Source organism: Alteribacter keqinensis (genome assembly GCF_003710255.1).
In the GTDB taxonomy this organism is placed as follows: Bacteria; Bacillota; Bacilli; order Bacillales; family Salisediminibacteriaceae; genus Alteribacter; species Alteribacter keqinensis.
The window spans coordinates 1,338,364-1,352,823 of record NZ_RHIB01000001.1 but is presented as its reverse complement, the minus strand read 5'-3'; the positions used below and the strand labels follow the sequence as shown (position 1 = coordinate 1,352,823).

Annotated in this window: 15 protein-coding genes; all 15 read left to right on the top strand. The window is 45.5% G+C overall.

The features are described 5' to 3' along the window. Positions 1-386: 386 nt before the first annotated feature. A complete protein-coding gene (gene trmFO / locus EBO34_RS06620; protein WP_346725797.1) occupies positions 387-1,721 on the top strand; it encodes an FADH(2)-oxidizing methylenetetrahydrofolate--tRNA-(uracil(54)-C(5))-methyltransferase TrmFO in 1,335 nt (444 codons plus the stop codon). A 201-nt stretch (positions 1,722-1,922) separates the two neighbouring features. Continuing rightward, positions 1,923-2,816 (top strand): tyrosine recombinase XerC, encoded by an 894-nt coding sequence (gene xerC, locus EBO34_RS06615; RefSeq protein WP_122897121.1) that lies wholly within the window; start codon positions 1,923-1,925, stop codon positions 2,814-2,816. Between the two features lie 30 nt (positions 2,817-2,846). After that, positions 2,847-3,395, top strand: coding sequence for an ATP-dependent protease subunit HslV (gene hslV, locus EBO34_RS06610; RefSeq protein ID WP_122897120.1), 549 nt, complete (start codon positions 2,847-2,849; stop codon positions 3,393-3,395). A gap of 24 nt (positions 3,396-3,419) precedes the next feature. Further along, positions 3,420-4,820, top strand: a complete 1,401-nt coding sequence (gene hslU / locus EBO34_RS06605; protein ID WP_122897119.1) for an ATP-dependent protease ATPase subunit HslU — start codon at positions 3,420-3,422, stop codon at positions 4,818-4,820. Between the two features lie 18 nt (positions 4,821-4,838). Then, entirely contained in the window at positions 4,839-5,618 is a 780-nt protein-coding gene (gene codY / locus EBO34_RS06600; protein ID WP_122897118.1) for a GTP-sensing pleiotropic transcriptional regulator CodY, read from the top strand. Positions 5,619-6,202: 584 nt separating this feature from the next. Next, positions 6,203-6,604 carry a flagellar basal body rod protein FlgB gene (gene flgB / locus EBO34_RS06595; protein ID WP_122897117.1) on the top strand — a complete coding sequence of 134 codons (402 nt, stop codon included), beginning with the start codon at positions 6,203-6,205 and terminating at the stop codon, positions 6,602-6,604. A 5-nt stretch (positions 6,605-6,609) separates the two neighbouring features. After that, entirely contained in the window at positions 6,610-7,047 is a 438-nt protein-coding gene (gene flgC / locus EBO34_RS06590; RefSeq protein ID WP_122897116.1) for a flagellar basal body rod protein FlgC, read from the top strand. Positions 7,048-7,070: 23 nt separating this feature from the next. Continuing rightward, on the top strand, positions 7,071-7,373 hold the full coding sequence (gene fliE, locus EBO34_RS06585) for a flagellar hook-basal body complex protein FliE (RefSeq protein WP_122897115.1): 303 nt from the start codon (positions 7,071-7,073) through the stop codon (positions 7,371-7,373). 152 nt (positions 7,374-7,525) lie between these two features. Beyond that, positions 7,526-9,118 (top strand): flagellar basal-body MS-ring/collar protein FliF, encoded by a 1,593-nt coding sequence (gene fliF / locus EBO34_RS06580; RefSeq protein WP_122897114.1) that lies wholly within the window; start codon positions 7,526-7,528, stop codon positions 9,116-9,118. An 11-nt stretch (positions 9,119-9,129) separates the two neighbouring features. Beyond that, positions 9,130-10,140 (top strand): flagellar motor switch protein FliG, encoded by a 1,011-nt coding sequence (fliG, locus tag EBO34_RS06575; RefSeq protein WP_122897113.1) that lies wholly within the window; start codon positions 9,130-9,132, stop codon positions 10,138-10,140. Beyond that, positions 10,133-10,924: a flagellar assembly protein FliH gene (gene fliH, locus EBO34_RS06570; RefSeq protein WP_122897112.1), complete on the top strand. Its 792-nt coding sequence runs from the start codon at positions 10,133-10,135 to the stop codon at positions 10,922-10,924. Before fliG ends, fliH begins: the two co-directional genes overlap by 8 nt. Next, positions 10,902-12,215: a flagellar protein export ATPase FliI gene (gene fliI, locus EBO34_RS06565; protein WP_122897111.1), complete on the top strand. Its 1,314-nt coding sequence runs from the start codon at positions 10,902-10,904 to the stop codon at positions 12,213-12,215. Before fliH ends, fliI begins: the two co-directional genes overlap by 23 nt. A gap of 4 nt (positions 12,216-12,219) precedes the next feature. Then, on the top strand, positions 12,220-12,657 hold the full coding sequence (gene fliJ, locus EBO34_RS06560; RefSeq protein ID WP_122897110.1) for a flagellar export protein FliJ: 438 nt from the start codon (positions 12,220-12,222) through the stop codon (positions 12,655-12,657). 15 nt (positions 12,658-12,672) lie between these two features. After that, complete coding sequence (locus EBO34_RS06555; protein WP_122897109.1) at positions 12,673-13,230, top strand: MotE family protein; 558 nt, start codon at positions 12,673-12,675, stop codon at positions 13,228-13,230. 28 nt (positions 13,231-13,258) lie between these two features. After that, entirely contained in the window at positions 13,259-14,458 is a 1,200-nt protein-coding gene (locus EBO34_RS06550) for a flagellar hook-length control protein FliK (RefSeq protein WP_122897108.1), read from the top strand. The last annotated feature ends 2 nt before the right edge of the window (positions 14,459-14,460 follow it).

The following is a 14,460-nucleotide window of genomic DNA, read 5'->3' as shown; positions in this document are numbered from 1 at the left end:
TCCACGTGAAAAGAGAAGGGCTGGCTTAATCTTAAATTCTGTACGCTAAAGGAAGAGGGAATAAAACAGACAACCATGCTGATTTATTCACAATATTGTACATGAAAATAGGTATACGGTCTTATTCAGCTGAGTTATCCTGTTCCCCTGATTATTACAACGCATCTGAATGTCAATAAAGGGTTATAACCCCCTTCCATAATTTCTTTTACAGGGGCTCGTTTAATAAACAATCCTTAAAACCGCTCCAGGGGGCAGCCCTTCTTTCCTGTGTATACATGTATGCCCTGTTGTTCTTGCATTTCTTTATTTGATAAGGTATATTAGCAGGCGTAGTAAGAACTGATTCGTGAACAAATAACAGTCGAGTGAACCCTGTTGTCCGGATGACTGTACTGTTATTGAGGAGGATTAATATGACACAACACGTAAATGTAATAGGAGCAGGTCTTGCGGGAAGTGAAGCTGCATGGCAGCTTGCAAAGCGCGGCGTAAAGGTTCACTTGTACGAAATGCGTCCAAAAAAGCAGACACCTGCCCACCATACAGATAAATTCGCAGAGCTGGTATGCAGCAACTCCCTGAGAGCCAACGGACTGGCAAATGCCGTCGGTATATTGAAAGAAGAAATGCGGCACCTGGATTCTGTCATTATCAGGTCTGCTGATGATTGTTCCGTTCCTGCAGGGGGAGCACTTGCAGTAGACCGTCATGAGTTTGCCCAGCTTGTTACAGACCGTGTAAAAGGCCATGAAAATGTAACGGTTTTTTCTGAAGAAATTACGAAGATTCCGGATGGCCCGACGATTATTGCTACTGGCCCCCTTACCTCTGAGAGCCTTTCGAATGAACTTAAGGCCCTTACAGGAGAAGAGCATCTTTATTTCTATGACGCGGCAGCACCGATCCTTGAAACGGACTCGGTTGATATGGATAAAGTCTACCTCAAGTCCCGTTATGATAAAGGGGAAGCAGCTTATCTGAACTGCCCGATGACTGAAGAGGAATTTGACCGCTTCTATGACGCACTGATCAATGCAGAAACAGTGCCGGTTAAAGACTTTGAAAAAGAGATGTTCTTTGAAGGGTGTATGCCGATTGAAGTGATGGCGCGCCGGGGAAAGAAAACACTCTTGTTCGGACCGATGAAGCCTGTGGGTCTGGAAGATCCGAAGACAGGTAAACGTCCTTATGCTGTTGTTCAGCTCAGACAGGACAACAGTTCAGGAACCCTTTACAATATTGTCGGTTTTCAGACACATATGAAATGGGGTCCGCAAAAGGAAGTCTTTTCATTAATCCCGGGACTGGAGAATGCAGAAATTGTCCGTTACGGCGTGATGCATAGAAACACATTTGTTAACTCACCGAACCTTCTTCGCCCCACCTATCAGTATAAAGACAGGGACGACTTGTTTTTTGCCGGTCAGATGACAGGTGTAGAGGGGTACGTGGAAAGCGCCGCAGCAGGACTTGTCTCCGGTATTAACGCTGCGAAGCTTGTTGCAGGAGAAGAACTGGCAGTCTTTCCTGCGGAGACAATGACAGGCGCGATGGTCAACTACATTACGACGGCAAACCCGGATAACTTCCAGCCGATCAATGCAAACATGGGTCTTCTTCCGCCATTTGAAAAGCGCATTAAAAACAAAAAAGAGCGCTATGAAGCCCACGGTGAGCGTGCATTGGCAACAATTCAGAATTTTGTGAAAAAAGTGTAAAGTTTATTGAAAGAGCTGCTAAATTGTGATACGATTTAGTAGCTCTTTGTGATTAAACCACCAAAACACCTGTTACAGAGGCTTTTCTGCCAGCATTATGACAGGTGGTTGGTGATTGAAAAAAATGTTGACCGAAGCGGAAATCAGCATTGAAAATTAACAGAGTGTTTCTACAAAACGAAAGTCCGGGTGAATGTATAAATGACTGAGGATTGGACGACAACGTTTATACGATACTTGCAAATAGAGAAGAATGCTTCGGTTCATACGATCGAAAACTACCGAAAAGATATAACAGATTTCCTTGAATTCATGAAGAACCATGGAATCAGTGAATTGACGGGAGTTTCGTATCCTGAAGTACGGGAATATCTTTCTGTCCTCCATAAACGGGAGTATGCCCGGAAAACAGTCTCCAGAAAAATTTCGGCACTTCGCTCGTTTTACAGATTCTTATTAAGGGAAGAAGCAGTAAAGGACAACCCGTTTATACTGGCATCGATACCTAAAAGCGGGGAGCGGCTGCCTACTTTTCTGTATGAGGAAGAAATGAACACTCTGTTCAACTACATAGACGCCACCGGAAGCCTCGGCCAGCGAAACAAGGCCATCATTGAACTTCTTTACGCTACAGGCATCCGGGTGAGTGAATGTGCAGGTGTGAACGTATCAGACCTGGACCGTGACATGGCGACCCTTCTTGTGAGAGGCAAGGGGAAGAAAGAGCGGTATGTACCGGTCGGCAGCTTTGCTATGGATGCCATTGAAACTTATTTGAATGACGGACGTAAACAGATTATTGACGGTAAAGAAAATCCTGAAGCGCTCTTTCTGAACTACAGAAGCGGCAGGCTGACTCCGAAAAGCATCCGGACAATGCTGAAAAAGATTGTTGATGATGCTTCTATGAATGCAAGGATCAGTCCCCACGTGTTCAGACACACGTTTGCAACGCACATGCTCAATGCAGGAGCTGATCTTCGGACCGTCCAGGAACTTCTCGGCCACAGTCAGTTAAGCTCTACCCAGGTTTACACGCATGTTACGAAAGACCGGCTGAAAGAGATGTATCAACGGTCACACCCGAGAGCATAGATACGATGATTTCTGTAAAGGAGCGTTCACATGGAACAAATCAGAGGTACAACGATATTTGCTGTTAAGCACAACGGATCCCTGGCCATGGCCGGAGATGGCCAGGTAACGTTTGGGAATGCGGTTGTGATGAAGCATACGGCTAAAAAGGTCCGCCGCCTTTACCGTGGTAAAGTTGTTGCCGGTTTTGCAGGCAGCGTTGCGGATGCCTTTACCCTTTATGAAAAGTTTGAGAACAAACTGGAAGAATACAGCGGAAATCTTCAAAGAGCAGCCGTGGAACTTGCAAAAGAGTGGCGGAGTGACCGGGTTTTAAGGAAACTCGAGGCGATGCTCATTGTGATGGACAGCGCCAACCTTTATCTTATTGCGGGTACAGGTGAAGTTATTGAACCCGATGACGGAATCATTGCCATCGGCTCCGGCGGTAATTATGCACTGGCTGCAGGCCGCGCTTTGAAAAAGCACGGGGAAGGACTGAGCGCCAGGGAGCTGGCTGAATCAGCTCTTGAGGTAGCCGCCGACATCTGTGTGTATACCAACCGGGAAATTATTGTAGAAGAACTGAAAGAGTCCTGATTATATAAAAGGGGGAAAAACCCGATGAGTGAAGCATTTACACCAAGACAGATTGTTGAAAAGCTTGACCAGTATATTGTAGGGCAGTCCCAGGCGAAGCGTTCCGTAGCAGTCGCCCTTCGAAACCGGTACCGGCGTTCGAAGCTTAATGAAGGACTGCGGGATGAAATTACACCTAAAAATATTCTCATGATCGGTCCTACCGGAGTAGGTAAAACAGAAATCGCACGCCGGCTCGCTAAAATTGTTGGAGCACCTTTTGTCAAAGTGGAAGCGACTAAATTTACTGAAGTCGGTTATGTAGGCCGTGACGTGGAATCCATGGTTCGTGATCTTGTGGAAACGTCGATCAGAATTGAAAAAGAGCAGAAAATGGCTGAAGTAAAAGGCGAAGCGGAACAAAGCGCCAATATGAGGCTGGTGGAACTTCTCGTTCCATCCAAAAAGAAAGAGAACAATTATAAAAACCCTTTTGAAATGATTTTCGGAGGCAATCAGGAAAACCAGCAGCAACCGAACCAGGATCAAAAGGAAGAGGAAACGATCCGGGATAAAAGGAAGCGTACCGCCCGCCAGCTTGCCATGGGAGAACTTGAAGATCATGTTGTAACCGTTGAGGTTGAAGAGCAGCAAGGGAACTTTATGGATATGTTCCAGGGGGCAGGCATGGAGCAGATGGGTATGAATATGCAGGAAATGCTCGGAAACATGATGCCGAAGAAAAAGAAGAAGCGTAAGCTTACGGTGAAGGACGCACGGAAAGTTCTCACAGAAGATGAGGCCCAAAAACTCATCGATATGGATGAAGTCACCCAGGAGGCAGTCACACGGGCTGAACAGCTGGGAATCATTTTCATAGACGAAATTGATAAAGTGGCGGGGAAAAACTCAGGACAGACTGCAGATGTATCCCGGGAAGGTGTCCAGCGCGATATTCTTCCAATCGTGGAAGGATCGACAGTGGTTACGAAATATGGTCCTGTTAAAACGGATCATATGCTGTTTGTAGCAGCCGGAGCGTTTCATTTTTCAAAGCCGTCTGACCTTATTCCCGAACTTCAGGGGCGTTTTCCGATCCGCGTCGAGTTGTCAAGCTTGACTGTTGACGATTTTGTCCGTATCCTTGTAGAGCCGGATAATGCTCTATTAAAACAGTATCAGGCCTTAATGGAAACAGAAGGTATACACTTGAAATTTTCTGACGAAACTGTTTATAAGATTGCAACAATTGCCACACGTGTAAATGAAGAGACTGAAAACATCGGTGCCCGTCGTTTGCATACGATTTTGGAAAGACTTCTTGAGGACCTCTCATTCGAAGCATCAGACATCAATCTGGAAGAAGTGGTCATCACACCAAAATATGTGGAAGAAAAATTGCAGAATGTCGTAGAAAACCGCGACTTGAGCCAATATATTTTATAATTCACGGGAGGATTCGTAATGGATTTACTATCAAAAACAAGAAAGATTAATGAATTACTGCAAAAAACAGGAGGACAGCAAGTAAATTTTAAAGATGTTGCTGTTACACTGCGAGACGTCATTGAAGCAAACACGTTTATTGTAAGCCGCCGGGGTAAGCTTCTGGGCTACGCTATTAAACAGGAAATTGAAAATGAGCGTATGAAGCAAATGCTTGAGGACCGCCAGTTCCCTGAAGAATATACGAGCGGGCTGTTTAAGGTGGAAGAAACGTCTTCCAACCTTGACATCAACAGTGAATTCACTGCTTTCCCGGTAGAGAACAAGGACCTTTTCGAGAACGGTCTTACAACTGTTGTTCCTATCCAGGGTGGAGGACAGCGTCTGGGCACATTGATTCTTGCCCGTCTTTCAGATTCATTTGACAATGATGACCTGCTCCTTGCTGAGTATGGTGCTACGGTAGTAGGTATGGAGATTCTTCACGAAAAAACAGAGGAAATTGAGCAGGAAGCCCGTTCCAAAGCGGTTGTTCAAATGGCGATCAGCTCCTTATCCTACAGTGAGCTTGAGGCAGTTGAGCACATCTTTGAAGAGCTTGAGGGTCACGAAGGTCTTCTTGTCGCAAGTAAAATTGCAGACCGCGTAGGGATCACCCGCTCAGTTATCGTAAACGCCTTAAGAAAACTTGAGAGTGCCGGTGTTATTGAATCCCGCTCACTCGGAATGAAAGGGACGTATATTAAAGTCCTTAACGATAAGTTCCTCATCGAGCTTGATAAACTTAAGAACAGCTAAATTGAACCACTATAAAAAACGCATGGAAATCCATGCGTTTTTTGTTTTGCGATATTTAATATCCGGCGGTATAAGAGGTATCCCTGAGAGGGTGACGGGCGGTCCCGTAACTCCTGTGTGGGAATGCGTGCTCCGCTGAAGGAGGAACCGGAGCACGCTCCTATGCCATTTATACCATTCAGGTTCTGAGTATATATGTCAGCTAATACAGTGCGACCGGTGGAGGACCTTCGGCATGCAAAGACACAAAGGAGAGACATTATGGAAGGCGTATATGGCTCACAAAAAACAGTAAGCAAGTTGATGTGATTCTGAAAACTGTCCCGAATGGTGTTGGGACAAAAGTCACATGAATAAAGATTAGGAGGCGAATGTGACTTTTAATAGAAAGGGACGCGTGACAAGGCTCACAGGAAGATTGGACGACAAGTACCTCAAAACAGTGAATTAGGTCTTTTTGATTGACATAGTACCAATTTTCTTCAAAGTTAGACAATCCCACCATAATTATATAAAATACGACTAGATAGAGGAATTTTTTCACTGTATTTTGAGATTTTAACACTTTTAGGGAGAGTAAAATGATGAATCTATTCAATAATTCGACAAATCAGTTACTCCATTCAGCATTAAATGCTTCGATGACACGCCAGAACACGATATCCAACAATATTGCAAATGTGGATACACCGAGCTATAAAGCTAAGAAAACGGTGTTTTCCCATGAACTGAAAAGTGCCATGAATAAACCGGATTTTGACGCTCACAGAACCGACAGCCGCCATCTTTCATTCAGAGAGGCGGGAAGCTCGGGTGTTGAGATTCAGAAAAGAACAAATACGGCATATAACCACAATGGCAACAATGTAGATATCGATCTTGAAATGACGGAAATGGCTAAAAACCAGATTTACTATAATACATTAATTGATAGAATGAACGGCAGGTTTAATTCAATTCAGACTGTGATCGGGCAAGGGAGGTAGAATAGATGTTTAATGGGATTAATACGTCAGCATCAGCCCTCACATCCCAGAGGCTGCGGATGGATGTGGTATCTTCAAATATGGCAAATGCCGATTCAACGAGAGGAAGATTGGTGGATGGGGAGTGGCAGCCATACCGAAGAAAGATGGTCGTCATGGAGCCGAATAATACGTTTAAGAATCATCTGGACCGCGCGCGGAATGAGAAGGCGGGAAGTGGTGTGAAAGTGAGCAGAATAGTGGAAGACCAGACACCGTTTAAACAGGTATTCCAGCCGGAGCATCCTGATGCTGATGATGCGGGATTCGTTCAGCTCCCGAATGTGGACCCACTGAAAGAAGTCGTAGATATGATGAGTGCAACAAGATCCTATGAGGCAAATGTAACTGCCCTGGACGCTCATAAAAATATGCTTTTAAAGGCCCTTGAAATTGGACGTTAAATGATAATACAGGAGTGAATATTATGGACCCAGTACAATCCATACAAAACAGCATGATGAAACCGGCAGCAGGAAAGATGAGTGCAAGACCCGGTTTTGAAGCCCGGCAGGCATTTGCAGGCTGGCTGAATCAAGCTGTACAGGATGTGAATGATAAACAAATTGCTTCAACAGCGGCCACTGAAAAAATGGCCAGAGGAGAAAACATTGATCTTCATGATGTGATGATTGCTTCACAAAAAGCAAGTGTAGCACTGCAGACGACTGTAGAAGTGCGTAACAAGGCGATTGAAGCCTATCAGGAGATCATGAGAATGCAAGTTTAATATAGCTTTCGTCTATAACAATCTGCTTATGGGTGTCTATGATCTATATATCGTCAAAAATATCCGGTACTTAATACTTTTTCTTAAAAAATCAACATTTACCAATAAACGAAGCTGCGTAGAGATCAACACGAAGCGTTATAGGAGGAGCCATGAACGAAACATTAACCACCTACAAACAAAAGACAGTCGAGCTATGGCAATCAAGGACATCCAGGCAGAAGGGGTTACTTGTAGGTTCCGTTATTTTTGTCATACTCATGATTCTCCTATTGGTCTGGTTTGGATCGAGAACGTATTATGTTCCTCTTTATACAAACCTCACAGCTCAGGAAACTGGAGAAATAAAAGCAACACTTGATGCCAGGGGAATTGACTCTGAAGTCGGACAGGACGGCTCAACGATCCGGGTTCCGGAAAGTGTTGTCGATGACCTCAAGGTTGAACTGGCAGCTGAAGGACTGCCGAGAAGCGGGAGTATTGACTACAGCTCCTTCCAGGAAAACATGGGATTTGGAACAACGGATAAGGAATTTAACGTTCTTGAGCGGGGTTTAATGCAGACAGAACTTGAAAAATTAATCCGGAGCGTAGACGGGGTTCAGGGGGCCCAGGTGATGATTACACTCCCCGAGGAATCAATCTGGCTTGCAGATGAACAGGGGACGGCTTCCGCATCCATTGTGATGAGTCTGGCACCAGGGTCTTCCATGGACCAGAATAAAGTGAAATCACTCTATCATCTGGTATCCAAAAGTATACCGAACCTCCCTGTGGAAAATATTGTGATTATGGATCAGATGTTTAACCATTTTGAATATCAGGATCAGTCCACCATTGATACGACACTTTCAGTTTATGAGCAACACCGTTCCATTCAACGGGATATCGAGCGGGATATTCAGCGCCAGCTTCAGCAGATGCTTGGAACAATGATGGGGGCGGATAAAGTACTTGTAACGGTTTCGACTGACATAGATTTCACTAAAGAGAACAGAGAAGAGCACCTCGTAACGCCGGTGGATGAAGAAAATATGGAAGGTATTGCCGTAAGCGTGGAACGAATTACGGAAACCTATACAGGAGATAACGCTGAAGAAGGCGGGATTGCCGGTACCGGGGAAGAAGATATACCAGGGTTCCCTGCTGTAGCGGGCTCCGGCAGCGGAGACTACGAACTCATTGAGGAACGGATTAACAATGATGTTAACCGCATCACTCGGGAAATCGTTGAGAGTCCTTATCAGGTAATGGATATCGGTATCCAGGTTATGGTTGAACCGCCCGATCCGGAAGACATGGCCTCACTGCCACAGGAACGAATGGATGACATTCAGCAGGTCCTTACACAAGTCGTGCGTACTTCCATATCTAATGACGTACTTGCCGGGTGGGATGATACGGATATCAATGAACGGGTCTTTGTATCAGCTCAGCCTTTTAACGGCAAACAAACCTTTGCAGACGAGGCGGCACAATCCTCAAACTTAGGTTATGTACTGGCAGGAGGACTTGGATTTGTAGTTCTTGTACTTCTATTCCTTTTACTTCGCAAACCTAAACGTGAAACTGAAGAAGAAGAAGAACGGGAAATTCAGCAGGAAACAGCCGTTTTTGATATTCCGGATGTAAATACAGAACGCGATTCAGAAGAAAAAGCCCGTCGCCGCCAGCTTGAAAAGATGGCTAGAGAAAAGCCTGAAGAATTTTCAAAGCTTGTAAGAACGTGGCTCTCAGAGGATTAGGAGGGTAAAGCGTGGTCAAGCGAAAGACATTATCAGGGAAAGAGAAAGCCGCAGTACTGCTGATCTCTCTTGGTCCTGATGTATCTGCACAGGTATATAAGCACCTTACAGAAGAAGAGATTGAAAAACTTACACTTGAAATTGCCGGTGTAAGAAGAGTAAATACCGAAACAAAAGAGGAAGTACTCAGTCAGTTTCACCAGCTTGCGATGGCTCAGGATTACATATCACAAGGCGGTATCAGCTACGCGAAGGATGTCCTTGAAAAGGCTCTTGGCGAGGAAGAAGCCATGTCCATCATTAACAGGCTCACCTCCAATCTTCAGGTCAGACCATTTGACTTTGCGAGAAAAGCCGATGCATCCCAAATTCTGAATTTTATCCAGGGAGAGCATCCCCAAACAATTGCACTCATTCTTTCCTACCTTGACAGTGAACAGTCGGGTCAGATTCTTTCTTCTCTCCCGCAGGATGTCCAGGCTGATGTGGCAAGACGGATTGCTACGATGGAAGGGACGACACCTGAGATTATCAGCGAGGTGGAGACGATTCTTGAAAAGAAACTTTCTGCTACTGTCACTCAGGATTATACACAGGCGGGCGGTATAGAATCGGTTGTTGAAGTGTTAAACAGTGTAGACCGGGCAACTGAACGAACGATACTGGACAGTCTGGAAACACGTGATCCGGAGCTGGCGGAGGAAATTAAGAAGCGGATGTTTGTGTTTGAAGATATCGTCACTCTTGATAACCGGTCAATACAGCGTGTCATACGGGATGTTGAAAATGAAGACCTTCAGCTGGCTTTGAAAGTAGCTTCAGAAGAAGTGAAAAATATGCTGTTCGGTAACATGTCCCAGCGCATGGCAGAAACATTTAAAGAAGAAATGGAGTTTATGGGTCCTGTCCGTCTGAAGGATGTTGAAGAAGCCCAGTCACGAATTGTATCCGTCATCCGCCGCCTTGAAGAAACAGGTGAAATCGTGATCGCCCGTGGTGGAGGAGATGATGTGATTGTCTAAATTCATTAAGTCATCCATGGCAAAAAAAACGAACGTAACATCGATTATCCAGATCAAATCCCTTAATTCCGAACCGGAACCAAAAATGTCTGATGATCTATCATTCGAACAGGAGGAAGCCGAAGACGTAACAGTTCAACTCGAAAGGGCAAAGGAAGAAGCACTCAAATTAATAGAGGAAGCCAATGCCTATAAGGAACAGGTGAAAAGTGAACTCGCCTCCCAAAGGGAGCGGGCAAAAGAAGAAGCCGTGTCTCTGTATGAAATGAGAAAAAAAGAGGGCTGGGAAAAAGGGTACAGTGACGGATATGAAGCAGGCCTCAAGACCTGCGAAGAAGAGCTGGCAGGAGCAAGAGAAACGGTCAAACGTTCGAGACAGGATTATCTCGATACCCTGGAAAAAGCGAGTCCTGATATTCTCAGTATCGCCCTTGCTGCTGCAGAAAAAATCCTGGGCACAACGCTCACTGAAGAAGCCATGTGGGCAGAATTCGTGTCCCGGGCTGTTGAAGAAGTCAAGGATCAGCAGGAGATTGCTGTCTACATACATCCCGACCGCTACGAAGAGACGCTCAGACATAAGCCGGAGCTTGAGCAGATCGTTCTTTCTGCCAAACATATCTATATTTACCCTGACAGAAACCTTCCATTAACCGGATGTACAATTGAAACGCCATTCGGAAAGATGGAAGCGGGCCTTGGCAGTCAGCTTCATGAATTAAAGCACCAGCTAAAAGAGATTCAGAGACAGGATGAGACCGATGAAGGCAAGTCGCATCATTAATGAAATTGAACAACTCAGTTCTTTTAAATGGTACGGAAAAGTAACGCAGGTTGCAGGACTGATGATCGAAGCCAGAGGGCCTCAGGCTTCCATTGGAGAGCTGTGTTATATAACCGCCGGAAAACATCCGTCAAGAAAAATCATGGCTGAAGTCGTCGGTTTTAAAGACGAAAAAGTCCTTCTTATGCCATTTGACGCCATACAGGACATCGCGCCGGGCAGTCTCGTTGAATCAACCCGCAATCCACTCAGAATCAATATCGGCACAGCCCTCATCGGGAAGGTAATAGATGGAATTGGAAGACCCCTTCAGGGAGGGCAAGACATTCAAGGCTGCAAACCTTACCCAACGGATAATCCGCCGCCAAACCCCATGGAAAGACCTCGGATTTCCGCTCCCCTGAGCCTCGGCATAAGAGCAGTGGACAGCCTGTTTACAGTGGGAAAAGGACAGAGGATGGGAATTTTCGCCGGAAGCGGCGTTGGTAAAAGTACGATGATGGCCATGATTGCGAAAAACTCTGATGCAGATGTGAACGTAATTGCCCTTATCGGCGAGCGGGGACGGGAAGTGAAGGAGTTCATTGAACGGGATCTTGGTGCCGAGGGACTGAAGAAGACAATCGTAGTCGTTGCCACCTCCGATCAGCCGGCTCTTATGAGGATAAAAGGAGCGATGACAGCTACTGCAATTGCAGAATACTTCCGGGACCTTGGGATGAATGTAACGCTCATGATGGACAGTGTCACCCGTGTGGCAATGGCTCAGAGGGAAGTTGGTCTTGCAGTAGGAGAACCCCCCACCACAAAAGGGTATACCCCAAGCGTTTTTGCCGTTCTGCCCCGCCTTCTCGAGCGAAGCGGAACAAATGAACACGGAACAATTACCGCATTTTACACGGTTCTTGTTGACGGTGACGACTTATCAGAGCCCATTGCCGATGCGGTACGGGGGATTTTGGACGGACACCTCGTCCTCGACCGGAAGCTTGCCAACAAGGGACAGTTTCCCGCGGTGAACGTACTTAAAAGTGTCAGCCGGGTGATGAAGGACATTGTGAAGGAAAATCATTCACATGCAGCCGATAAAATGAGAAACCTGATCAGTGTGTATGAAGAATCAGAAGATCTGATCACCATCGGAGCGTACAAAAAAGGATCCAGCAATAGTGTGGATGAGGCAATTACCCTGCACCCGGTCATTATTGACTTTCTAAAGCAGGGCAATAAGGACCTGGTTACGTTTGAAGAATCAGTCGGGCAGCTTTTAAAGACAGTTGGAAAGGTGTGAGCGAATGACTTTTGCATTTTCTCTTCAGAAGGTTCTTGAACTAAAAGAATACGATAAGAAAATAGCGGATGAAGCCTGTACACAGGCAACCAGGGAATTCGAGGAAGTGGCAACGAGCCTTTATCACTTAATGAAGAAAAAAGAAACGCTTCAGGAAGAGTATCACCAGGCACTCGAAACAGGCACTTCCATATCCCGGCTGCGGCTTTACGAAACAAATCTTCAGAGTATGGACAAGCTCATCTACCTTGGCCAGAAGGATACACACAAAGCCAGGCTTAAAATGCAGACAAGCGAGCAAAGACTTACAAGCAGAGCACTGGATGTAAAAAAATACGAAAAAGTAAAAGAAAAAAGAAAGCACGATTATGACGAAAAAAGAAAAGCTGATGACCAAAAAGCAATGGATGAGATTGCCGTGCAGCAGTTTTCATGGAAGTAAAGCAGGGTGAATGAGATGGAAACAAAAGAACGAACGAACAAGTTGCAGGCAGTATTCATGCTTATCCTGATCCCCGTCATCTTTATTGTGATTCTCGGGTTTGTCATTCTTTCAATCCTTCATGATGATATGAAAGGGGCTGTTCTTGAATCGGCAGGTTCCTGGCCCTTCGTAGGGTCCTTAATAGAAACAGAAGAAGAGATCGCAAGGGATGCACTTGAAGACCGGATTGCAGAGCTTGAAAGAGAAAATGCCTCATATTCAAATGCGGTTGGATCTCTGGAAAATGAAATAGCGGACCTGGAGAGGATCATCTCAGAAATGGAAGAACAAGGACCGGGTAATGATCCGGTTGAGGCTGATGAAGAAGAAATCACCGGTTCTGATCTGGAGGAGATAGTCCGTACCCTTGAAAATATGACAGCCTCCAAAGCGGCTGCTATTTTAGCCAATACAGATGAAAGTGATGCGGTTCTTTATCTGAACCTGATGCGTACGTCAAACAGGTCCCAGATTCTTCAGCGGATGGATCCTGAAAAGGCAGCCGTACTCATGAGCTTAATGAAAAACTAAACTTTGGGTTCTTAAAGGAGGTGAACATATGAACATGAACGTTTTATCTGTTACTGCCCCTGGAGCCGTCATGGAGCAGAAAACAGGCTCACCATCTGGAAAAAACACGTTCGGCTACCTTTTGGAAGCCATGATTGCTGATGGTGATGTCTCGGTTCCTTCAGAAGAAACAGGTATGCCGGAGGAAGAAGTGGATTTAATTATTGAATTACTTCACTCAGCGGGCAAATTACTGAATCCTGAAGAAACCATTTCAGAGGACATTCTTGATAATGATGAACTGTTATCCCTGTTATCCCACCTTTATGAATCTGAACACATCATTCATGCCATACAGGAAGGGATCTCAGTCTCCCAGGTTTTGGAGGAAGGTTGGCCAGAAGAAATCAAGCTTGCGCTGCTCAGTGCCCACGGAGCTCTCATCAACGAGCCTGAGGATGAAAGCGTCATAGCTGCAGCGCATGAGGGTAACCATGAGAATGCTGCAAAAAAACTTATCCAGTTTATCTCACAATCCCCGGTCATATTAACCATTACGTCACAGGCGGTTCAAGGAAACGGGGATGAACATGTAAGGAACTCAGGTTTCTGGAGAGTGCTCCTTACTAAAGTAAAGGAATTTGTTGAGAATGTACCGGCCAAACCTGCAAACGTACAGAGTTTCAACCAAAGAGAAATAGCAGAAGGTGCTTTTACAAGACAGTTCAATCCGCTGCCTCAGACCCCGCAGCAGATCGTTACGATGGACCAGCTTAATCAGCCCTTCAATGCGGTGCAACAGCATGTCATTCATACGGGCGAGCAGCGTCAAGGGTCACAGCAGCTTCATGATTTTATAAAACAATTTGAAAACATTCTGGCAAGCCGGGCGTTTAAGCAGACAGGACAGGGAGTACAGCAGCTTTCGATTAAGCTGTATCCTGAACACCTGGGGCGTCTTGATGTCACACTTACAAGATCAAAGTCCGTGATGACGGCAACCATTATGGCTTCCACTACAGCAGCCAGGGACCTGATTGAGTCTCAGCTTCAGCATCTGAGGCAGGCGTTTAATTCCCAGCAGCTCCCTGTGGAACGAATTGAGGTTACTCAGCAGCAAGGTTTTAAGGAAAAGCAGGAACAAGAAGACAATGGCCGGGATACTGGACCTCGCGAAGAACGTGATGAAGAGAAACAGGAAGCCGATTTTAAAGAATTACTCAACGATTCGATTAACGAGAAAGTGTAAGG

Excerpts from the sequence above, each read along its gene's own strand:
- codY (WP_122897118.1), top strand. The coding sequence starts at position 4,839 with ATGGATTTACTATCAAAAACAAGAAAGATTAATGAATTACTGCAAAAA.
- trmFO (WP_346725797.1), top strand. The coding sequence starts at position 387 with ATGACTGTACTGTTATTGAGGAGGATTAATATGACACAACACGTAAAT.
- EBO34_RS06555 (WP_122897109.1), top strand. The coding sequence starts at position 12,673 with ATGGAAACAAAAGAACGAACGAACAAGTTGCAGGCAGTATTCATGCTT.
- fliF (WP_122897114.1), top strand. The coding sequence starts at position 7,526 with ATGAACGAAACATTAACCACCTACAAACAAAAGACAGTCGAGCTATGG.
- fliI (WP_122897111.1), top strand. The coding sequence starts at position 10,902 with ATGAAGGCAAGTCGCATCATTAATGAAATTGAACAACTCAGTTCTTTT.
- fliE (WP_122897115.1), top strand. The coding sequence starts at position 7,071 with ATGGACCCAGTACAATCCATACAAAACAGCATGATGAAACCGGCAGCA.
- hslV (WP_122897120.1), top strand. The coding sequence starts at position 2,847 with ATGGAACAAATCAGAGGTACAACGATATTTGCTGTTAAGCACAACGGA.
- flgC (WP_122897116.1), top strand. The coding sequence starts at position 6,610 with ATGTTTAATGGGATTAATACGTCAGCATCAGCCCTCACATCCCAGAGG.
- hslU (WP_122897119.1), top strand. The coding sequence starts at position 3,420 with ATGAGTGAAGCATTTACACCAAGACAGATTGTTGAAAAGCTTGACCAG.
- fliJ (WP_122897110.1), top strand. The coding sequence starts at position 12,220 with ATGACTTTTGCATTTTCTCTTCAGAAGGTTCTTGAACTAAAAGAATAC.
- xerC (WP_122897121.1), top strand. The coding sequence starts at position 1,923 with ATGACTGAGGATTGGACGACAACGTTTATACGATACTTGCAAATAGAG.
- EBO34_RS06550 (WP_122897108.1), top strand. The coding sequence starts at position 13,259 with ATGAACATGAACGTTTTATCTGTTACTGCCCCTGGAGCCGTCATGGAG.
- flgB (WP_122897117.1), top strand. The coding sequence starts at position 6,203 with ATGAATCTATTCAATAATTCGACAAATCAGTTACTCCATTCAGCATTA.